The 17,700-nt window shown below is 60.5% G+C and carries 28 protein-coding genes; 25 read left to right on the top strand and 3 right to left on the bottom strand.

The window, feature by feature from the left end:
• The first annotated feature begins 147 nt into the window (after window positions 1-147).
• On the top strand, window positions 148-471 hold the full coding sequence (locus tag BGP85_RS23625) for a DUF1654 domain-containing protein (RefSeq protein WP_103445381.1): 324 nt from the start codon (window positions 148-150) through the stop codon (window positions 469-471).
• Between the two features lie 49 nt (window positions 472-520).
• On the opposite strand, the gene BGP85_RS23620 is transcribed toward BGP85_RS23625, so the two are convergent.
• Together BGP85_RS23620 and BGP85_RS23610 are read right to left on the bottom strand one after the other, a co-directional pair.
• A complete protein-coding gene (locus BGP85_RS23620; protein WP_103445380.1) occupies window positions 521-970 on the bottom strand; it encodes a hypothetical protein in 450 nt (149 codons plus the stop codon).
• A gap of 447 nt (window positions 971-1,417) precedes the next feature.
• Entirely contained in the window at window positions 1,418-2,260 is an 843-nt protein-coding gene (locus tag BGP85_RS23610) for a S24 family peptidase (RefSeq protein WP_103446223.1), read from the bottom strand.
• A 113-nt stretch (window positions 2,261-2,373) separates the two neighbouring features.
• Between BGP85_RS23610 and BGP85_RS23605 the strand changes: the two genes are divergently transcribed.
• From BGP85_RS23605 to BGP85_RS23520, 17 genes are all read left to right on the top strand, one after another.
• Window positions 2,374-2,610: a hypothetical protein gene (locus tag BGP85_RS23605; RefSeq protein ID WP_027919779.1), complete on the top strand. Its 237-nt coding sequence runs from the start codon at window positions 2,374-2,376 to the stop codon at window positions 2,608-2,610.
• Between the two features lie 31 nt (window positions 2,611-2,641).
• Window positions 2,642-2,842, top strand: coding sequence for a hypothetical protein (locus tag BGP85_RS23600; protein ID WP_103445378.1), 201 nt, complete (start codon window positions 2,642-2,644; stop codon window positions 2,840-2,842).
• Window positions 2,843-3,131: 289 nt separating this feature from the next.
• On the top strand, window positions 3,132-3,338 hold the full coding sequence (locus BGP85_RS23590; protein ID WP_103445376.1) for a hypothetical protein: 207 nt from the start codon (window positions 3,132-3,134) through the stop codon (window positions 3,336-3,338).
• Window positions 3,339-3,358: 20 nt separating this feature from the next.
• Window positions 3,359-3,571 (top strand): hypothetical protein, encoded by a 213-nt coding sequence (locus BGP85_RS23585; protein ID WP_103445375.1) that lies wholly within the window; start codon window positions 3,359-3,361, stop codon window positions 3,569-3,571.
• Window positions 3,572-3,775: 204 nt separating this feature from the next.
• A complete protein-coding gene (locus tag BGP85_RS23580) occupies window positions 3,776-4,489 on the top strand; it encodes a Rha family transcriptional regulator (RefSeq protein WP_374755337.1) in 714 nt (237 codons plus the stop codon).
• Window positions 4,486-4,767 carry a hypothetical protein gene (locus BGP85_RS23575; RefSeq protein WP_103445374.1) on the top strand — a complete coding sequence of 94 codons (282 nt, stop codon included), beginning with the start codon at window positions 4,486-4,488 and terminating at the stop codon, window positions 4,765-4,767. The genes BGP85_RS23580 and BGP85_RS23575 overlap by 4 nt, the downstream gene beginning before the upstream one ends.
• Window positions 4,764-5,540: a hypothetical protein gene (locus BGP85_RS23570; RefSeq protein ID WP_103445373.1), complete on the top strand. Its 777-nt coding sequence runs from the start codon at window positions 4,764-4,766 to the stop codon at window positions 5,538-5,540. The genes BGP85_RS23575 and BGP85_RS23570 overlap by 4 nt, the downstream gene beginning before the upstream one ends.
• Entirely contained in the window at window positions 5,537-6,262 is a 726-nt protein-coding gene (locus BGP85_RS23565; protein WP_103445372.1) for a replication protein P, read from the top strand. The genes BGP85_RS23570 and BGP85_RS23565 overlap by 4 nt, the downstream gene beginning before the upstream one ends.
• Window positions 6,263-6,431: 169 nt before the next feature.
• Window positions 6,432-6,650, top strand: coding sequence for a hypothetical protein (locus BGP85_RS23560; RefSeq protein ID WP_103445371.1), 219 nt, complete (start codon window positions 6,432-6,434; stop codon window positions 6,648-6,650).
• A complete protein-coding gene (locus BGP85_RS23555; protein ID WP_103445370.1) occupies window positions 6,647-7,117 on the top strand; it encodes a hypothetical protein in 471 nt (156 codons plus the stop codon). The genes BGP85_RS23560 and BGP85_RS23555 overlap by 4 nt, the downstream gene beginning before the upstream one ends.
• Window positions 7,114-7,719, top strand: a complete 606-nt coding sequence (locus BGP85_RS23550; RefSeq protein ID WP_103445369.1) for a recombination protein NinG — start codon at window positions 7,114-7,116, stop codon at window positions 7,717-7,719. Before BGP85_RS23555 ends, BGP85_RS23550 begins: the two co-directional genes overlap by 4 nt.
• The gene (locus tag BGP85_RS29380; protein WP_258035824.1) at window positions 7,716-7,847 is read left to right on the top strand and encodes a hypothetical protein; all 132 of its coding nucleotides are present in this window, start codon (window positions 7,716-7,718) and stop codon (window positions 7,845-7,847) included. The genes BGP85_RS23550 and BGP85_RS29380 overlap by 4 nt, the downstream gene beginning before the upstream one ends.
• On the top strand, window positions 7,838-8,428 hold the full coding sequence (locus BGP85_RS23545; RefSeq protein ID WP_103445368.1) for a hypothetical protein: 591 nt from the start codon (window positions 7,838-7,840) through the stop codon (window positions 8,426-8,428). Before BGP85_RS29380 ends, BGP85_RS23545 begins: the two co-directional genes overlap by 10 nt.
• A 1,087-nt stretch (window positions 8,429-9,515) precedes the next feature.
• A complete protein-coding gene (locus BGP85_RS23535) occupies window positions 9,516-9,827 on the top strand; it encodes a hypothetical protein (RefSeq protein WP_054572369.1) in 312 nt (103 codons plus the stop codon).
• Window positions 9,827-10,096 (top strand): hypothetical protein, encoded by a 270-nt coding sequence (locus BGP85_RS23530; protein ID WP_103445367.1) that lies wholly within the window; start codon window positions 9,827-9,829, stop codon window positions 10,094-10,096. The genes BGP85_RS23535 and BGP85_RS23530 overlap by 1 nt, the downstream gene beginning before the upstream one ends.
• 74 nt (window positions 10,097-10,170) lie before the next feature.
• On the top strand, window positions 10,171-10,410 hold the full coding sequence (locus BGP85_RS23525) for a hypothetical protein (RefSeq protein WP_103445366.1): 240 nt from the start codon (window positions 10,171-10,173) through the stop codon (window positions 10,408-10,410).
• Window positions 10,407-10,598 carry a hypothetical protein gene (locus BGP85_RS23520; RefSeq protein ID WP_103445365.1) on the top strand — a complete coding sequence of 64 codons (192 nt, stop codon included), beginning with the start codon at window positions 10,407-10,409 and terminating at the stop codon, window positions 10,596-10,598. Before BGP85_RS23525 ends, BGP85_RS23520 begins: the two co-directional genes overlap by 4 nt.
• Here the strand turns inward: BGP85_RS23520 and BGP85_RS23515 are convergent.
• Window positions 10,588-10,872 (bottom strand): hypothetical protein, encoded by a 285-nt coding sequence (locus BGP85_RS23515; protein WP_103445364.1) that lies wholly within the window; start codon window positions 10,870-10,872, stop codon window positions 10,588-10,590. The genes BGP85_RS23520 and BGP85_RS23515 overlap by 11 nt on opposite strands.
• 80 nt (window positions 10,873-10,952) lie before the next feature.
• On the opposite strand from BGP85_RS23515, the gene BGP85_RS23510 reads away from it, so the two are divergent.
• The 7 genes from BGP85_RS23510 to BGP85_RS23480 all read left to right on the top strand — a co-directional run bounded on the left by BGP85_RS23510 (window position 10,953) and on the right by BGP85_RS23480 (window position 17,675).
• Entirely contained in the window at window positions 10,953-11,561 is a 609-nt protein-coding gene (locus tag BGP85_RS23510) for a putative metallopeptidase (protein WP_181004437.1), read from the top strand.
• Between the two features lie 31 nt (window positions 11,562-11,592).
• A complete protein-coding gene (locus BGP85_RS23505) occupies window positions 11,593-12,054 on the top strand; it encodes a DUF2280 domain-containing protein (protein WP_103445362.1) in 462 nt (153 codons plus the stop codon).
• Window positions 12,041-13,339 carry a terminase large subunit domain-containing protein gene (locus BGP85_RS23500; RefSeq protein WP_103445361.1) on the top strand — a complete coding sequence of 433 codons (1,299 nt, stop codon included), beginning with the start codon at window positions 12,041-12,043 and terminating at the stop codon, window positions 13,337-13,339. The genes BGP85_RS23505 and BGP85_RS23500 overlap by 14 nt, the downstream gene beginning before the upstream one ends.
• A gap of 2 nt (window positions 13,340-13,341) precedes the next feature.
• Entirely contained in the window at window positions 13,342-14,721 is a 1,380-nt protein-coding gene (locus BGP85_RS23495; RefSeq protein ID WP_181004436.1) for a DUF4055 domain-containing protein, read from the top strand.
• Window positions 14,721-15,797, top strand: coding sequence for a hypothetical protein (locus tag BGP85_RS23490; protein ID WP_103445359.1), 1,077 nt, complete (start codon window positions 14,721-14,723; stop codon window positions 15,795-15,797). The genes BGP85_RS23495 and BGP85_RS23490 overlap by 1 nt, the downstream gene beginning before the upstream one ends.
• A gap of 153 nt (window positions 15,798-15,950) precedes the next feature.
• Window positions 15,951-16,697: a DUF6651 domain-containing protein gene (locus BGP85_RS23485; protein WP_103445358.1), complete on the top strand. Its 747-nt coding sequence runs from the start codon at window positions 15,951-15,953 to the stop codon at window positions 16,695-16,697.
• Between the two features lie 9 nt (window positions 16,698-16,706).
• Window positions 16,707-17,675 carry a major capsid protein gene (locus BGP85_RS23480; RefSeq protein WP_103445357.1) on the top strand — a complete coding sequence of 323 codons (969 nt, stop codon included), beginning with the start codon at window positions 16,707-16,709 and terminating at the stop codon, window positions 17,673-17,675.
• Window positions 17,676-17,700: the final 25 nt, after the last annotated feature.

The raw sequence follows: 17,700 nt of genomic DNA, 5'->3' as shown, positions 1-17,700 counted from the left end.
GTCAATAGCTCAGAGCTAAATTATTTTCGCCGAGCGACAAAACGCCTCCAAGGCTGGAGTTCTTGAGCAGGGCCTTTACCTGAGATTTAGCACTGCGCTATGATTCTGAAATCACTGTACGAATATACAGTTTTCGGAGATGGAACTATGTCCAAGCAGAACAAAGCGGCGCCGAAGCAGCGTCAGGAAATGACCGGGCTAGAGAGGCTGAGCCTGAGGGTGTCGTCGATGATCAACCACCCGATCGCACAGACGCAGCGCTGGGTGACGATCCATCGCCTGGACACGGACGGGGAGGCAGAGTGGGAGGAGGTGATCGGGCTGATCGCTGAAGTGCCCGAGCTGGACCTGACGTTCAATGACGACGGCACGGTGACCGTCCGGTGGGAGCGAAGCGCGATTCAAGAGCGAGACGACTTCATCATCGAGGAGGACAGCGAGGTTGAGGCGGAGGAGGAGGCGCCATTTTAATCATGGTGTTTAAGCCCGCTAAACGAGCGGGCTTTCTAGCGCACTGGACTTACCGTGCGTCCATGGCGGCTTGTAAATCGTTCATAGACTGCTGAAATCGAATCTGCTCGGGTGAGGATTCGCCAGACTCGCGAGGCGTGCTTAGCCAGTCCAGGTAGCCAAGCCATGCAGAGTAGGAGTCCTGAAACTCTCTTTTGTCAGATGGCATCAAAGCTACCGCGTCCTTCAGTCTTTGCTTGCCCTTGGGCTTTACCTCATCCACGCATTTCTGGGCTGCCGCGTAGGACTTTTCGACCTGTCTTGTGAAAGACTTGCTTTTTTCACCATGTTCGCGCTTAGCCAGCAGCATATCCGTGAAGGCCGAATGGCTGTCGATGCTGCACATTGCGGCGGTGCCGGTAAGCCAGTCGTGAAAACTGGGCTCGGCATAAGAAAAGGTCGACCAAAGAACTGCACACGAAAGGGTCGCGAAAGTACGGCGCTTAAGAATCGCTAGCAAAACGTTATCCTCATGAGAGCGTGCTGGTGTAGCGTTAGCGCTTCTAGCGGCAAGCTTCTGCCCCAACGTAGTCAGCAATTGAGCCTTCAATGATTGGACCCATGCGAGGATCTGGCTTGGAGGCGTGCATCTGCTCGATCGTTTCGCCACTTCCGAGATACTTCACGGTCTTTTCTGCGCAGTTGTACAGGCGCCGAGAATAGCTCGTGCCGCTGGCCCCCTCTCGTTTAGTGGTGATTGTTCGTTCTGTTCCCGAGCTGTCGCGATCCAAGATTGTGTACGAGGCTTTTGGGTCAGACGGTATGTAGAGATTTGCTGCACTTGCTGCGAGCGGCAAGGCGGCTGCCAGCACGATTGCGATAGACTTGCCTAACATAATTCATCCTTGAAGCGCGATTGAAGTTGAAGATGCCGAATCCTCCCGGCGAAGTCTGCGGCAGCCCTTGATCAAACTAAGTGAGCATTCCAAACGAGTAGTACGCGAGCCTGGATGTAGGTCTCTTCCCGTCGGATCATCCGATCCTTGTGCTTAGGGTTGTCCGAGATCATCTCGAAGTACTCTTCGTCCGCGATCTGCAAACGCTTGATGTACTCGTGCCCACCCCAGGAGAAGTAGTAGATCCCATCGCCAGCGAAGTCGCGGATGCTGACATCCACGATCAGCGGGTCGCGGTTCTTGATCGTCGGCGCCATTGACTGGCCCCAGCCGGTGACGAGCTTCAGGTGGTAGTGCTCTTTGAACTCAACACCCAGCTCACGCAGGTGCCGAGGACTGACGCGCACGTCTTGCAGCATTTCTGGGAAGTCATGGGTTTGCTCGCCGCCGCCCATGGCACCACGCACGTCATAGTGGGCGATCCAGACCTCATCACCTACCAGGCCGGGGCGGTTGAAATCTGCCTTGACTACTCCGCTATCGGCTGGAGCGACAGCAGGAACTGGCTCCTCCGCCGCAGCCAGTAGCCTCTGGCGAGTCTCTTCAGGAATTCCTCTCCCGCTCTTCGCGAGCATCTGCTTTACCAGATCAGCAGCCGACAGCTTGCTGTCCACGGCTTCAGCCAGTGGCTGCCCGTCGTCGCCCGAGGGGATCGAGTCGAACCAGCCTCGTGGCAGCTTCTCAACTTCCTCGATCCGGCGCGCTACGTCGTCGCCCAGGTTCTTCGCCGTCTTGTCGGAGAGTATCTGGCTCAGGTGCGCAGGAGCCATCCCCCAGCGCTCCGCGCAGGACCCTTTTCTCTGGCTGCCGATCAGCTTGACCAGGTTGTGCTTGCGAATTTCGTAGATATCCATGGCGCGAAGAATGCCAGTGTTTAGCTTCGTGCTAAATGTGCGCAAAGCTAAATTATCCTTGCCCGAACATTAGCCATGAGCTAAATTTCGCCATATGTGTAAGGAGAACCCACATGAATGATCACCTCCGTGAATGGTTGGCTACCGCCACCAATGAGCGCCGGCGGGATGTAGCAGCCGCAGCGAAGACCACTGTCGGCCATCTCTGGCAGCTCGCAGGTGGTCATCGGAAGGCATCTGTAGACCTGGCTGAACGACTGCAGGACGCGTCGGACGGCGAGATCACTATTGCCGGCCTTCGTCCTGATCTCATTCCTTTTGCTCGCAAAGCGCTCAAGGGCGCCGCGTAACCCAATTTCATAAGCAAGGAGCCACACCAGCATGTACCAAGACCCCAGCCAGAAGCGCGCCATCCCGGTGAAGGTTCGGTTTGAACCAGTGCTCGACCGGATCCTCCGGAAGGCTGCGAGCAAGACGCGCATGCAGCACGCCACCTATCTGTACGAAATCATCGAATGGGCCGTAGCGAACGGCGTTATCGAGGAGCTGATGCAGGACAAGCAAGAAGATATCGCGGGCTGAAGGCCCTTTGGAGGCCTAAATGACCGTACAGCTTGATCAGCTGCCGCCAGACGTGCGGCAGCGAATAGAGGAGCTGATGAGGGCCAATAACTGGGACTTCAACACTGCGATGAACCAGGTGTTCGAAGCAGCTGTAGCCAGTGGCGCTTTATCAGTGGTTGGCCGCCGAAAGGCCAGGGTTCTGCAGTTGGTGGCCCCAATGAGGGCCTCTGCGAGGGACTCTTCAGGGTAGGGCGGAGGCCCTCTTAAATCTCAACCTCAACGACAGCACGAGTCAGGGGATCACCCGATGGCCTACGACGACAAAGCACACCGCCACGACCACCAGGTCAAGGTCCGCTTGGATGACGAGGACTTCAACGAGCTGAAGGGGTACGCCCATGAGCTCAAGGCCCAGCACAGCGTGCTGGCACGGGAAATTATCCTGGCCGCGCTGGCGTTCAAGAAAGAGCACGGCCACCTGCCGCTGATCAACGAGAAGAAGGCCAGGGCCTGAATAGGTCCAGGGGAGGACGAATGTCGCCTGCAAACGAAGCAGTACAGCAGCACGACGTGGAGATAGCCCGGTTCCGCAGGGGTGACTTCGCGGACCTGGAGGCCTGGGCAGAGGAGGTTGGTGTGAGCACCGACGAGCTGGCCGCGCAAATCCTGAAGAAGGCCACGCACTTCCTCGCCCAGCGGGGGAAGCCCAAGAGCAACAACGTGGTGCCGTTCGCGGCGCCGAGGTAACCGTCCGATCCCTAATTAGGGACCCTGGCGCCAGTCCCTCATAAGGGACACCAAATCGCAGAGACAAAAAAGCCGGGTTCGCGGCCCGGCTCTCTGCAAAACACAAAACATGTGAGGTGAATTATGCATATGCAGACCACCAGTGTACAGGCCCTCCCAAGGCCCGCGCCACAAAATGAAAGCCACGATTCTGTGGCGCGCACGATGTCTTCCCGCGAAATTGCGGAGTTGGTGGAGGCTCGCCACAACGATGTGGTCACCACCATCGAGCGCCTGTTCGCCAAAAACCTTTTGCGATCAAGTCGTAAAAGCCGCCGGGAGGCTACCGGCGGGCGACCAATCGAGGTCTACGACCTGACCGAGCGCGATACCCACTTGGTCGTGGCCGGATACAGCGATGAGCACCGGGCCAAGGTCATCGATCGCTGGCAGGAACTTGAGTCTCAGGCCAAACCTGTGCCCGCCGACCTCAGCAAGCTGGAGATCCTCCAGATGGCCCTGGAGTCGGAGAAAGCCCGCGTGCTGCTCACCGTTCAGGTCGAGGCCCAGGCCAAAAAGATCGACCACTTCGAGAACCTGTTCAAGGAGGGCATGACCCCGACCCAGTTCTGCAAGGGCCTCAATGAGGTCAACGTGATGCAGGTTGGTCACTTCCTTGAGGGCCGCAACTGGCTCTACAACGAGAGCAAGTCCGGTACCCGGTACCGCGTAGCTGCCTACGCCCGCGACAAGTACATGACTGAGCATCAGCAGGAGATCACTCCGCACGGCCGGGAGCCCTTCATCAGCTACACGCCGATCCTGCTGCGCAAGGGGGCCGTGCGCCTGTACGAGCTCTACTTGGCCGGCGAGCTACCCATGAAGAAGAACTGGGACGGCCTGCACACCCATGACAAGGCCGTGCGGGGTGCAGCATGAGCATTCACGACATGCCGGAGGGCATGAAATCCGAGTTCCTGGCGGCATTCCGCGCAGAGTTCGGCTTCGGCGAGATGACGGCTACGGCCAACGATGATGCAGCGGCAATGCTCAAGGCTGCAGCGTGGGCCTGGCATGCCTCCCGTGCAGCCGTGGTAGTCGAGCTCCCCAACACCGAATGCTTCGGCGAGTACAGCCAGGAGGCTGCCAGCAACATGCGTGACAGTTGCGCAGAAGCGATCGAAGAGCAGGGCCTGAATTACAAGGTGCTGCCATGAGCAAGCCCGTGAACGTGGAGAAGGCTACGCCAACCCTGTTTTACGCCAAGCAGGCGCCGTACAGCTCTGTCAGCAACGATGTGGTGGCCATGATCGCCAACCCCGACGCCCTGGCCATCTGGATCTACCTGCAGACCCGATCCAGCGATTGGAAGGTGATCGGCTCGTACCTGCAAGATCGGTTTTCGATCGGCCGCGACCGCTATTCGAAAGCCATGGCCTATCTCAAGGAAATTGGCCTGGTCAGCCATGAGGTTGTACGCGAGGAGGGTACCGGTAAGGTGCTCGGCCGCCGCGTGATCGTGCACTACGAACCGAACCTACAGGTTTCCGAATATTCGGTTAACCGAAGTGTGGGTTCTCCGAATGGTGGGGAAACCGACAGCTACTCAATAAAGGATTCTTCTACTGAATCAAGGAAGAAACCCGACGTCGCTGACGCTCCTGAGCTGGTCGACTTCGAGCGCTTCTGGAAGATCTATCCCCGCAAGGTGAGCAAGGCCGACGCCAAGAAGGCCTGGGCGAAGATCAAGGTCACCGCTGACCTGTTCGCCCTGATGGCCAAAGCCTTGGCTGCCTGGACCGTATCGACCGACTGGACCAAGGATGGCGGCCAGTTCATCCCGCACGCCTCCACCTGGCTGAACGGGAAGCGCTGGGAAGACGAGCTGCCCCAGCCTGCTGCAGCGAAGCCGGCTGCGCCTCGCCGCCAGAGCAACGAACCCGACTTCAACGACTCATCCTGGGCCGAAGGGCTGATGGTGCGCACATGAAATCAGCAAACCAACTGATGGCGGCCATGACCAACCTGCCTCCCGAGCTGCACGGCGGGCCGGTTGTGGTCTCCCTGGAGACGGCCGAGGTGGTCAATGGCCTGTTCCGCCGCCTGCGCGGGATCTTCCCGGCCTGGCGCCAAGCCTGGCCATCTACTGAGGCTCTGGCCGCTGCCAAGGAGGAGTGGATCAAGGAGTTCGCCGCCGAGGGCATCCGCACCATCGAGCAGATCGAGTTCGGCATCGAGAAGTGCCGCAAGCTCAAGAAGCCTTTCGCGCCGAGCGTGGGTGAGTTCATCGCCATGTGCCAGCCGACCCCTGAAGACTTCGGCATGCCGGCTCCGGCCGCTGCCTGGGTCGAGGCCCTGCTTGGCGTGTACAGCCACGAGGGCGTGAAGATCGCCGCAGTGGCCACCGGCCTGTTCGACCTTCGCGCCGCCCAGCAGAGCGACAAGGGCCTGCAGGCGCGCTTCGACCGGGCCTACGAGATCGTGCTGCGCCGGGCAAAGGAAGGCCAGCCACTGGACGGAAAGATCGCCACCGGCATCGGCCACGACAGTCAGAAGAGCCTGGCCGAGCTGGCCGACGAGTACGCGAGCCAGAAGCAGGCCCGCCTGCTGGACCTGCAGCAGATCCCATCGAGCGCCGCCGCGTGCCGTGCACACCTGCTGGCCAAGTTGAACATCAAGCGCGCCGGGCAGCCGGCCGGGGAGGGGGTGTGAAGAATGAAATCTTGATCAGGAGAACTGATCGGCCTCTCACCCGCGATGACACTTTTCCGCAAGGCTTCCGCGGGCTTGAGGCCGTTGCGCGAGATTTTATAAATCCGAAAAGTGTTGAGCAAGGGGGCAGCATGGCTGAGTTAACAGTTCGGTTTGGAGGAGGCCGTCCATGACCATCGACAAGCAAAAGCTCCAGCCCTTGCTGTGGTCGGTAGTGTCCTCCTGGCGTGCTGGCGCCCCAGAGCTGCAGCGCCACACCGATGCCCTGGATTTGTTCCTCGGCCAGGTGACTGTGGAGGACGTCGCACTGGGACTGCTCGACGAGATCAGCCAGCTGACCGCTCGGGTGCGCGCTGCCGAGAAGCAGCTGCAGGAGGTGGTGGTATGACTGAGAAGATCAGCGTCAACTGCCAGGCCAAACTGTCCGAGGCCGTCACCATGCTCACCCGCCTGTTCCGCGACAAGAAATTCGTCGTGGTCAGCATGCGCCCAGGCAAGGACCGTACCCTAGACCAGAACGCTTTGTGGTTCGCGTTCTACAAGCGCATCTCCGAGATGACCCAGATCGGCGACGCATCCGAGGCCCGCAAGTACTGCAAGCTGCACCACGGCGTGCAGATCCTGCTGAACGAAGACCAGGACTTCCAGGCGGCCTGGTACCGCGTCATGCGTCACCTCTCCTACGAGGAGAAGCTGGACATGATGGGCGACTGCAAGTTGTTCGGTCCGGATGGTATGCCGGTGACCAGTCTGTTCAATCGTGCCCAGGGCATCGCCTACACCGAGCGAGTGGTGGCGGACTTCTCAGCCCGGGGTGTGGTGTTCGGCGACCTGCTTGGGGAGGAGGCTGCGTGACATTGACCAAGGAGATCAAGCCGAAGAAGTGCAAGGCACCAGGTTGCGGCAAGCACTTCAAGCCGGCCATGTCCACGCAGAAGGTGTGCAGCATCGCCTGTGCGCTGGCCATGTCGAAGGATTCGAAGGTGCAGAAGGTGGCGGCCAAGGCCATCACCAAGCAGGCCCGCCAGGACCTGCAGGAGCGCCGGGAGAAGCTGAAAACCCGCCGCGAGCATATGAAAGAGACCCAGGACGCGTTCAACGCCTACATCCGCGAGCGTGACTCTGGCTTGCCGTGCATCAGCTGCGACTCGCTGCCGAGCGACCACGACCTCATCACCGGCAGCCGCTGGGACGCCGGCCATTACCGGTCGGTGGGCGCATGCCCAGAGCTGCGGTTCGAACCGCTGAACGTCCACCGCCAATGCGTGAAGTGCAACCGGAACCTGTCGGGTAACGCGGTCGAGTACCGCATCCGGTTGGTGAAGCGCATCGGCGCCGAAGCCGTGGAATTCCTCGAAGGGCCTCATAAGCCCCAGCGCCTGACCATCGAAGACCTGCAGGCCATCAAGGCCCTGTACAGGCAAAAACTCAAAGACCTGCGGAGGGCAGCAGCATGAACTGGACACCAATTGATACCGCACAGCTGCTCCTGCTGGGGGTGATCATCTTCGGGGGCTGGGCCCTAGTGCGTGGTATCGCCATCAAGGCCAAGCGCAAGCGCGAGGAGGGCGGCCCATGCAACTGAACAGCGCAAGGATGGCATGGCACGACGCACACTACGTCCCACGGGACAGCCAGGGCGCCGTGATGCAGGAAATGGGGCTGCTCGGCCGCATGATCCAGAAGACCGACAAGCAGAGGAAGGCCGGCCACCAGGCTCACCAGGCGGTCGCTGCCCACATCCAGCGGGCGATCGACACGCTGCCGGCCCACCTCAAGGCATTCGGCAACCACATGTACAGCCCGCTGGCCACTGCCGACGACGCAGAAGAGGCGCACGAAGCGATGTTCCGCGTGGCCTATGCCGCTGGCCCACGGATGTACGCCAAGAAGTTCGAGAAGGCCCGCCTGGTTGCGCTGGGCGTGCTCCACCGGTACCGCCGCATGCATCAGGGGGGGCAGAGCGAAGGGATTGATCCTTGCCCAACGCCGGAAGGGTTCCGCGCTTGGTTGCTGCACATGCTTGGCCTGGAGCTGGATTCGCGGAACTGGGACCGGGAGTGGCAGGACTTCGTAGAGGCATGTTTCAACGCCTGCAACGACCTGGACAAGGCCGCATTAGTGCCCGTCTCCTCGGCTATAAAAATCATGAAAACTGCCGCTTGACGGAATTGTGCGGCTGATGGCAGTATTTCGCCATCCTGATAATTTTGCCTATGGCAATAATCACTCTGAACCCGGCCAAGTGCCGGGTTTTTTGTTGCCCGAATAGGCCCTCAAGAGGCCCAGAACTGCGCCGGTCCTATTAATTGTCCCGGTGGTCCGGTATTTTACCCTATGCCAAACTTAGGGCGCATACTCGCTATAGCTCAGGTTTTCTGAGTTATTGAGAGGTACTTATGTCTAGTGACATTACCAAGCCAGATGGATCTCCGGGACTTGAATCGAAAGTTGAATCAGGTACAGAAAAGCGTGAGGGGTTAGACAAATCTAGCCCAGAGGATAGGGACGATTATATAGATCCCGACGCTACGCCTGAACAAGAGCCTGAGTACCCTGAACGTCAAAAAGCTTCAAATACGGAAAAGTTCAGTAGTCAGCAGACTGGTTGGACTTATCCTGGGCGCCGTTGGTAGAGGCGCCCAACCAAGTACAGCTCTTTCGCCACATACGCTCCTCGAAGCTGTGACCCACTGGGCTACACCCCAGATGATGACGAGCCAGGCCTTGATAAAGGTCCGGAGAGTGACCGTAGGCAGATGTGTACAAATGATGGATCACTCGCTGAGTAATTCATTTATCTGAGCTCGGATAATCGGGCTCATCAGAGGTTTATATGACAGATAAAACATCGCGCCAGGGGGAAAGAAGTTCTGGTGCAAATACATCTTCCCAAGGCTCAAGGGCGGAGGGAAGTAAGGGTGCCAACACCGAGCGGGCTTCAAAGGCAGAGCTCTATAGTCGTCACGACAAGGTTGCTGAGAAAGATGTCAAAAATGATCCGCGAAAATCGTGAAGTAGAACATTTGAGCTGATTGAAGCGCCCAATAAATTTGGAAAGCGCTAATAAATCACTAGCTAGCCGCCTTCGGGCGGTTTTTTGTTCAGGTGAATTGTCTTCCCATCAGATCAACGGATGTACGCTTACATTCTAAGCCTCGGAACTTCCGGGGCTTTCCGTTATGTGCTGCTCCGCACGTTTGCCCGGTCCCTGAATAGGGCCTCGCCGGGCCTTTTCTTCTAGGAACCACACATGGCCGAACCAGCAAGCACGACTGCCGGCGTCCTGCTGGTGAAGTACGGCGTGATCATTGGCGGCTTCGCAGGAGCGATCCTCTCGCTGACCTTCCTGCGTGGGCTCACCCGAGGCCAGGCGGTCGCCGCCTTCTTCACCGGCTTTGCTTCGGCAGTCTTCTGCACCCCGCTCGCCATCAGCTACTTCAGCCTCGGCACGAGCGGAGAAACCCAATACGGCGTGGCCTTTCTGATAGGCCTTCTGGCAATGAACATCATCCCGGTGCTGAAGTCGCTCGTGGGGTCGTTCGGAGCCAAAGGAGCTACCTGATGAGCTCGACCCTGATTTCAGTTCTGATCGGCGCCAATGCCTTCCTGAGCGTGCTGGTGGTGGTCGCTGCTTGCGACTACCTGCGCCGCATCCGCCCCATGGATCACCCGCTACTCGCCGTCGCGTTCTACCTGGTGGCCATTGGAGCGTTCGGCTCGTTCGTCCTGGCCATGGGCGGCCACGTGCCCACCCTGTACGGCGTGATCCTCAAGCTGGGGGTCGTGCTATACGCGGTTGCCAGGCGCGGCCACGTGTTCCAGCCTGGTTAGCGCACCACAAAATCGAGATGCGCCGTTTCGTGGCGCGAACACCACTCAGCCTGTGCGCAGGCCGGAGATATCCAATGAAGACCGAATACCAGGTTCGTCCCGTTACTCGCTACATCGTGAGCCGTTACGCCACCGACGCCGACAGCGCATCATCCTCAATGGTCGGTGAGTTCCCCAGCGGCCAGCAGGCCGACCTGGTTGCTGACGCGATGGTGGCAAAGGATCTGGCTGGTGGATTCGAGTCCAGCCGAACCCGACATGGGCTGAGCCTCGGAGAGGTCATATCCGGACAGCGGATCGGTGATTCGGCATGAGCAACGTCACCCGCATTCGCCACGAGCTGACGGTGAGCATGGATATCGTCCACGCGGTCGCCGAATTCGATGCCGCCCTGGTGACAGCGATTGATGCAGCCAAGGAAGCAGGACTTCCGCAGGGGCTGTTGGTTGGCCTACTGCATGGTCATGCGCACGCAGAGACACAGAGAATGGTTAGTCGTTGAAATCGCTGTAACCATTCACAGTGCCAACCTGAAGCCGGAACGCCAAACCTTGCGGGGTTTCCGCGTGTTCGCCTACAGCAAGCATCAACATGCCGAAGCCGGTATCGGCTGGCGAGATATCGACTGAATATGCAGTTTGCCAGCCGTCAAACGGCGCAGATTTCAGATTGAGGAAGCCAACCGCATCAGCCGGTTTCTCGAGGAAATCGGATTCTGCGAATTCGCGGTGGCCATTGGCCGTACGGATGATGACCTTGATTTCTGTTAGCGGCATGGTGGTGAGCTCTCTGTTGGTCGTATCGACTGTAAGCTCAATCCGACTATTTGCAAATTTGGTGACTTTAAGGCGCGCACATGAACAGACCGATGCCGCCCGCCGACCTGCTCGAATCGCCATTCCTGATCCTCACGCCGGCTCCCGAACTATGGGAGTGGATACAGCGCGAGATCCTCGCCAGCACCGGCAGCATTCACAACGAAGAGCACGCCCATCTGATCGATGCGAGCGTCGGCGTCATGTGGGCGTCGTCCAGCTTTGCGAAGAAGGGCAGGTCAGTGCTGGGGCAGGCTGAGCAGCTGATGATCCGTGCGGGCGGCTGGCAGAAGGCTCGCCAAGAGCAGCAGATGCGTGATTGGTTCGGAGAGGAGCCGGAGTTCCTCATCACTTTGGCTGGCGACTACTGCGCCCAGTGCACCGAGGCAGAGTTCTGCGCTCTGGTCGAACACGAGCTGTACCACATCGGCCACAAGCTCGATAAGTACGGCGCCCCAGCATTCGGCGATGACGGCATGCCCAAGCTTGAGATGCGCGGACACGACGTCGAAGAGTTCGTCGGTGTGGTCCGACGCTACGGTGCCAGCCACGACGTACAGCAGCTGATCGACGCTGCAAGCCGGCCGCCTGAGGTGGCCAAGATCAACATTTCGAGGGCCTGCGGAACCTGCCTACTCAAGTCGGCCTGATTTTTGACAGGTTTTGACGGATGACAAACCCATGGCAGCACTACGAAGCGAGGTCAAAGCCTACATCGTGCAGGCGCTGGCCTGTTTCGATACGCCTACTCAGGTAGCCGAGGCGGTCAAGAGGGAGTTCGGCATCGAGGTGAGTCGCCAGCAATGCGAGTCGCATGACCCCACCAAGTATGCAGGCAGGGGCCTGGCCCAAAAGTGGGCTGATCTGTTCCATGAGTGCCGAAAGCGATTTCGAGAAGAAACGGCGGACATCCCAATCGCCAACCGAGCGTTCCGTCTGCGCGGTCTTGGGCGGATGGCTGAGAAGGCCGAGAACATGCGCAACCTGGCGCTGACGGCCCAGCTGTACGAGCAGGCAGCCAAAGAGGTCGGCGACGTCTACGTGAACCGCCAGACCAAGAACGAGAACCCCCACGACAACGTGCCGCCCACCCGGGTGCAGGTCGATGTGGTGGATGCGAGGAAGCCTGATGCCGTCACTTAACGTGCCCCAGGCTAACTTCCTTCGCATGGAGAACAAGTTTCGCGGGTTCGTGGCTGGGTTCGGCTCTGGCAAGACCTGGGTAGGCTGCGCCGCGCTGTGCAAACACGTGTGGGAGTGGCCCCGGATCGACTCCGGCTACTTTGCCCCGACGTACCCGCAGATCCGCGACATCTTCTTCCCGACCATCGAGGAGGTCGCCTTCGATTGGGGCCTGAAGGTCAAGACGAAGGAGAGCGACAAGGAGGTCGAGTTCTATAGCGGCGGCCAGTACCGCAGCACGACCATCTGCCGTTCCATGGAGAAGCCGCAGACCATCGTCGGCTTCAAGATCGGGCACGCCCTGGTCGACGAACTCGACGTTCTGCCCGCGCTGAAGGCCGAGCATGCCTGGCGCAAGATCATTGCCCGGATGCGCTACAACGTGCACGGGCTGAAGAACGGCGTGGACGTGACCACGACCCCCGAGGGGTTCAAGTTCGTCTACCAGCAGTTCGTGAAGCAGCTGCGCGAGAAGCCAGCGCTGCAAGGCATGTACGGCCTGGTGCAGGCGAGCACGTTCGACAATGAGCTGAATCTACCGACCGACTATATCCCGTCGCTGATGGAGTCGTACCCGGCCCAGTTGATCTTGGCCTACCTGAATGGCCAGTTCGTCAACCTGAACTCCGGGTCGATCTACCACGCTTACGACCGGAAGCTGAATTCCTGCTTCGACACCGTCGAGCCTGGAGAGACCCTGTTTATCGGCATGGACTTCAACGTCGGCAAGATGGCGGCGATCACTCACGTCAAACGCGCTGACGGGAAGCCCAGGGCCGTGGATGAGCTGATCGACGGCTTCGATACCCCGGACATGATCCGGCGCATCAAGGAGCGGTATTGGAGGCACAACGGCCGCGACTATGAGAAGACCTGCGAGATCAGAATCTACCCGGACGCCTCAGGCGGTTCACGTAAGTCGGTAAACGCCAGTGAGACGGACATCGCCATCCTGCGCCAGGCCGGCTTCAGCGTAATCGCACCCGACGCCAACCCGCCTGTGAAGGATCGGATCAACGCCATGAACGCGATGTTCTGCAACGCGAATGGCGAGCGCCGCTATCTGATCAACCCGCTGCGCTGCCCGACCTATGCGGACGGCCTGGAGCAGCAGGTGTGGGCTCCAAACGGCGAGCCGGACAAGAAGTCTGGGGTCGACCACGCCAACGACGCCGGCGGCTACTTCATCCATCACGACTATCCGATCGTCAAGCCAATGATCGTGACCCAATCCTTGAGAATGTGACCATGAGCGATAACCCAAGCCTCACGCTTCCCGCCGTCGACGAGATGCGCGGGTACTGGGCCGTGATCACGCCGCTCATGGGTGGGACGATGGCGATGCGGGCGGTGGGCAAGAAACTGCTGCCGCAGTATCCGGCCGAGTCGGATGACGGATACCGGGAGCGTCTGCGCCTTTCGACGCTGCTGCCGGCTTACTCGGAGACAGTCGGCAACATGACGGCCAGGGTGTTTGCTGAGCCCCTGCAGCTCGGAGACGGCGTGCCCGGGGACATCGTTGCAATGGCGACGGACATCGACCGGGCCGGCAATGACTTGAATTCATGGGCTGTCGAGTTCTTTCGAGAGGGCCTCAGCCACGGCATCTGCCACGCATTCGTCGATCACCCGTCAGTTGATGGGCTGAAGACGAAGGCGGAGGAGCAGGCCGCTGGCGTCCGCCCCTATGTGGTGATGGTGAAGCCATCCCAGGTGCTGGGCTGGCGCTCCAAGGGCGGCGTGCTGACCATGGTCCGCTACCGGGAGGTGGTTGAGGAGGAGGATGGTGAGTTCGGCGCCAAGTGCGTCGAGCAGATCCGCGTACTGATCCCGGGCGGATGGCGAACCTACCGCCGCGCAACGTCCAAGGCGGTCTGGGCCCTCCATGAGCAGGGCACTACCAGCCTGGATCGCATCCCATGGGCGACCTTCTACACCGGGCGTACCGGTTTTATGACGGCTAAGCCACCGCTGCTGGAGTTGGCCCACCTGAACGTCAAGCACTGGCAGAGCCAGAGCGACCAGGACAACATCCTGCACGTAATCCGCGTGCCGATCCTGGCTCGCATCGGTGTGCAGATGCAGTTCACCGACCAGGGCGTTCCGGTACCGCCAGAGTTCAAGGTTGGAACCGGGTCGCTGACCGATCTGCCGGCCAATGGCGACCTGAAGTACGTGGAGCACACCGGCAAGGCCGTGGAGGCCGGTCGGACCGCGCTGAAGGATCTGCTCGATGAGATGCGGATGGCCGGCGGCAAGCTGCTCACGCCGGAGAAGGCCGCGACCAAGACCGCGACCCAGGCTGAGGAGGAGGCGGCGCAAGAGCTGTCACCCCTGCAGCGGATGTCGAACCATTTCGGCGACTGCCTGGCGCAGCTGCTGCAGTTCATGGCCGAGTACCGCAGCCTCGGCGACGGCGGCACAGTCGAGATGCGTGGCAACTACGACGTCGACTTCATGCCAGAAGTATCGCTGCCGACCCTGGTCTCGATGGCCAACGCCGGCATGATCTCCAAGGAGACGCTGTTCGCCGAAATGCAGCGCCGCGGCGTGATCAGCGACGAATACGACTGGGACGACGAGCGGGCGAAGATTGACGCCCAGGGCCCGGCCCTCGGTACGCTGTGATGAAGACGGCCAACGAGAAGCTGCTGAACGAGCTGATCGGTCATGAGGTCGACTTGTCCAGGCTGAGCAACAGCCAGGTTGTGACGATCATCAAGGTCCTGAACAGCAAGGATGCCGATCTGCGGGCCGCCCTGATTGAGGCAATCGAGAACCTAGGCGCGGACCTCTCGGCAGCCGCCGTGGATATCGCCCTGGCGGCGGTGCTGAGGATCAACCGGCAGACCTTCGTCGAGATCCGCCTGGCCATGGATCAGATGACCGACGGATTGGTCAGCTACGAGCTGGCGTTCCAGCAGAGCGCGCTTCGCGCCGTTCTCCCGGCCCTGGTACAGGAGGCATACCCAGTCGCTTCCCCTGCGTTCAGCGCGGTGAAGGCGATCGCCCAGGCTCGACCATTCCAGGGGCGCCTGTTGAGGGAGTGGATGGCCGGCATCGAGTCCAGCCGCGCTGCCGCAGTGCGCGATGCCGTGCGCTCGGGTGTGGTCGAGGGGCGTACCACTGCCGAGATCGTCCGCACGGTCATGGGCAGCCGGGCTCAGCAATACGCCGACGGCGCCCTCCAGAAGGCCAGGCGCGACGTTGAGGCGGTAGTGCGGTCTGCGGTTTCCCATACCGCCGAAACGGCCAGCGACGCAGCGTATGAGGCGAACAGCGACATCATCAGCCATGTTGAGTGGCTCAGTACGCTGGACAATCACACATCAAGCGACTGCCGGATACGTGACCGCCTGCCGTACACGCTGGGCACTTACAAGCCCATAGGCCACACGATCCCGTGGCTGGCCGGGCCCGGGCGCATCCACTTCTGCTGCCGATCCTCGAAGGTTCCGGCGCTCAAGAGCGCCAAGGCCCTGGGCTTTAGCGACGGCGCAACCCGGGCGAGCATGGACGGCCAAGTGCCAGAGTCGACCACCTACGCTGAATGGCTCAGCAAGCAGTCTGCAGCGCGCCAGGACGAGATCCTCGGGCCAGAGCGTGGTCGGCTGATGCGAGAAGGTGGGCTGAAGCTCAGCACGTTCTACAACGACAAGGGAAAGCTCCTCACGCTTGCGCAGCTGCAGGAGCGGCTCAAGTAACGCCGCGCCACGAATCCATCCCCTGCGATTTCGTGGTGCGCAACTTCAAGGCCTCGCCTCTGGCGGGGCTTTTTTCTGCCTGCGGTTCGGATGGACGGGGCGCAACTGGGGCCGGATGGCTCATCAACTGGCCGGATGGCCCAGAGAGACGACATGAAACTCAAGACCGTTGAAGTGGATGGCAAGCAGTACGCCGTGATTGAGGATGGCAAGCCTGTCTACGTCGAGGACGATGGCAAGGAAGTCGCCTTCGATGCCGTGGGCACCCGCAACACCATCACCCGGCTAAACGCCGAAGCCAAGTCGCACCGCGAGCGCGCCGACGGCTTCGAGAAGACCGCCAAGGCGTTCGAAGGCATCGAAGATGCTGCGGCCGCCAAGAAGGCGCTGGAAATCGTCGCCAACCTCGACGCCAAGAAGCTGGTGGATGCCGGCGAGATCGAGAAGGTGAAGGGCGAGATCAGCAAGGCCTTCCAGACCCAGCTGGACGAAGCCAACACCAAGGCGCAGGGCTTCGAGCAGCAGCTATACGCCGAGAAAATCGGTGGCAGCTTCGCCCGCTCCCAGTTCATCGCCGAGAAGATGGCGGTACCGGCTGACATGGTCCAGGCCACCTTCGGCAACAGCTTCAAGATCGAGGAAGGCAAGGTCGTCGCCTACGACGCTCAGGGCCAAAAGATCTTCAGTCGCAGCCGCCCGGGTGAGCTGGCCGACTTCAACGAAGCACTCGAAACCCTCGTCTCGCAGTACCCCCATCGCGACCACATCCTGAAGAGCTCCGGTGCCAATGGCGGCGGCGCTCCGAACGGAGGTGGTGGCACCAAAACTACAAAGGGCAACTTCGGCGGCACCAAGGCAGAGCGCCTGGAAGCCATGAAGGGCCTGATCGCAAGCGAATAAGGAGGCCCAATGGCCCTTTCGAACATGAAGGTGTTTAACGAGTACCTTCGCCACGCCACCATCGAAACCCTGACCCAGGACGTCGACAAGTTCAACGCGGCCTCGGCCGGTGCGATCCGTCTGACCACTCAGGGCATCGACGGTGACTTCCTGCAGGAATCGTTCTGGGCGGGCCTGCACGGCGCTCAGCGTCGCGTCGATCGCTACGCCGCCAACGGCAACCAGTCCGCGACCCCGCTGTCGCAGAAGCAGTACGACTCGGTGAAGATCGCCGGCGGCTTCGGCCCTATCCTGTGGGAGCCTGCACAGCTGTCCTGGGTGCAGAAAAACCCCGAGGAAGCGCTGGAGGTCATCAGCCGCAACCTGTCCGAGGCCATCGTCTCGGATCAGCTGAACACTGCCATCGCCGCCCTGGTCGCGGCCATCGGCAACCAGCCGGGCGCGCTCAACGACGTGTCGGCAACCGCTGGCGTCGACTACATCGCCATCAACGGTGCCCACGCGCTGTTCGGCGACGCCTCGGCACGACTGATCGCTCAGGTCATGACCGGCGCCCAGTACCACGCCCTGATCGGTAAGAACCTGGCCAACAACCAGCAGCTGTTCCAGGCGGGTGGTGTTCTGGTCGTCGACGTTCTGGGCAAGGCGGTGATCGTTACCGATGCCCCGGCGCTGTACGAGGCTGGCACCCCGAACAAGCAGAAGGTGCTCAGCCTGGCCGATGGCGCAGCCATGGTGATGGATGGTTCCGACCTGATCACCAACATCGAGACCTCCAACGGCAAGGAGCGTATCGAGACCACCATGCAGGCCGACTACACCTTCGGCCTGGGCCTCAAGGGCTACACCTGGGACACCGCCAACGGCGGCAAGTCGCCGACCAACTCCGAGCTTTCCACCGGCACCAACTGGGATCTGGTGGCGAATAGCATCAAGGGCTCGGCCGGCGTCATGACCATCGGCGACGCCACCAAGTAACCGGTACCGCGCCCTTCGGGGCGCC

The organism is Pseudomonas putida (assembly GCF_002906855.1).
In the GTDB taxonomy this organism is placed as follows: Bacteria; Pseudomonadota; Gammaproteobacteria; order Pseudomonadales; family Pseudomonadaceae; genus Aquipseudomonas; species Aquipseudomonas putida_N.
The sequence above is the reverse complement of the archived record's forward strand: the minus strand, read 5'-3'. Positions and strand labels throughout refer to the sequence as shown.

Excerpts from the sequence above, each read along its gene's own strand:
- BGP85_RS23585 (WP_103445375.1), top strand. The coding sequence starts at position 3,359 with ATGTCGCCTGCAAACGAAGCAGTACAGCAGCACGACGTGGAGATAGCC.
- BGP85_RS23480 (WP_103445357.1), top strand. The coding sequence starts at position 16,707 with ATGGCCCTTTCGAACATGAAGGTGTTTAACGAGTACCTTCGCCACGCC.
- BGP85_RS23575 (WP_103445374.1), top strand. The coding sequence starts at position 4,486 with ATGAGCATTCACGACATGCCGGAGGGCATGAAATCCGAGTTCCTGGCG.
- BGP85_RS23510 (WP_181004437.1), top strand. The coding sequence starts at position 10,953 with ATGAACAGACCGATGCCGCCCGCCGACCTGCTCGAATCGCCATTCCTG.
- BGP85_RS23500 (WP_103445361.1), top strand. The coding sequence starts at position 12,041 with ATGCCGTCACTTAACGTGCCCCAGGCTAACTTCCTTCGCATGGAGAAC.
- BGP85_RS23610 (WP_103446223.1), bottom strand. The coding sequence starts at position 2,260 with ATGGATATCTACGAAATTCGCAAGCACAACCTGGTCAAGCTGATCGGC.
- BGP85_RS23555 (WP_103445370.1), top strand. The coding sequence starts at position 6,647 with ATGACTGAGAAGATCAGCGTCAACTGCCAGGCCAAACTGTCCGAGGCC.
- BGP85_RS23535 (WP_054572369.1), top strand. The coding sequence starts at position 9,516 with ATGGCCGAACCAGCAAGCACGACTGCCGGCGTCCTGCTGGTGAAGTAC.
- BGP85_RS23530 (WP_103445367.1), top strand. The coding sequence starts at position 9,827 with ATGAGCTCGACCCTGATTTCAGTTCTGATCGGCGCCAATGCCTTCCTG.
- BGP85_RS23625 (WP_103445381.1), top strand. The coding sequence starts at position 148 with ATGTCCAAGCAGAACAAAGCGGCGCCGAAGCAGCGTCAGGAAATGACC.
- BGP85_RS23565 (WP_103445372.1), top strand. The coding sequence starts at position 5,537 with ATGAAATCAGCAAACCAACTGATGGCGGCCATGACCAACCTGCCTCCC.
- BGP85_RS23590 (WP_103445376.1), top strand. The coding sequence starts at position 3,132 with ATGGCCTACGACGACAAAGCACACCGCCACGACCACCAGGTCAAGGTC.
- BGP85_RS23580 (WP_374755337.1), top strand. The coding sequence starts at position 3,776 with ATGTCTTCCCGCGAAATTGCGGAGTTGGTGGAGGCTCGCCACAACGAT.
- BGP85_RS23490 (WP_103445359.1), top strand. The coding sequence starts at position 14,721 with ATGAAGACGGCCAACGAGAAGCTGCTGAACGAGCTGATCGGTCATGAG.
- BGP85_RS23485 (WP_103445358.1), top strand. The coding sequence starts at position 15,951 with ATGAAACTCAAGACCGTTGAAGTGGATGGCAAGCAGTACGCCGTGATT.
- BGP85_RS23505 (WP_103445362.1), top strand. The coding sequence starts at position 11,593 with ATGGCAGCACTACGAAGCGAGGTCAAAGCCTACATCGTGCAGGCGCTG.
- BGP85_RS29380 (WP_258035824.1), top strand. The coding sequence starts at position 7,716 with ATGAACTGGACACCAATTGATACCGCACAGCTGCTCCTGCTGGGGGTG.
- BGP85_RS23560 (WP_103445371.1), top strand. The coding sequence starts at position 6,432 with ATGACCATCGACAAGCAAAAGCTCCAGCCCTTGCTGTGGTCGGTAGTG.
- BGP85_RS23520 (WP_103445365.1), top strand. The coding sequence starts at position 10,407 with ATGAGCAACGTCACCCGCATTCGCCACGAGCTGACGGTGAGCATGGAT.
- BGP85_RS23525 (WP_103445366.1), top strand. The coding sequence starts at position 10,171 with ATGAAGACCGAATACCAGGTTCGTCCCGTTACTCGCTACATCGTGAGC.
- BGP85_RS23570 (WP_103445373.1), top strand. The coding sequence starts at position 4,764 with ATGAGCAAGCCCGTGAACGTGGAGAAGGCTACGCCAACCCTGTTTTAC.
- BGP85_RS23515 (WP_103445364.1), bottom strand. The coding sequence starts at position 10,872 with ATGCCGCTAACAGAAATCAAGGTCATCATCCGTACGGCCAATGGCCAC.
- BGP85_RS23495 (WP_181004436.1), top strand. The coding sequence starts at position 13,342 with ATGAGCGATAACCCAAGCCTCACGCTTCCCGCCGTCGACGAGATGCGC.
- BGP85_RS23545 (WP_103445368.1), top strand. The coding sequence starts at position 7,838 with ATGCAACTGAACAGCGCAAGGATGGCATGGCACGACGCACACTACGTC.
- BGP85_RS23605 (WP_027919779.1), top strand. The coding sequence starts at position 2,374 with ATGAATGATCACCTCCGTGAATGGTTGGCTACCGCCACCAATGAGCGC.
- BGP85_RS23600 (WP_103445378.1), top strand. The coding sequence starts at position 2,642 with ATGTACCAAGACCCCAGCCAGAAGCGCGCCATCCCGGTGAAGGTTCGG.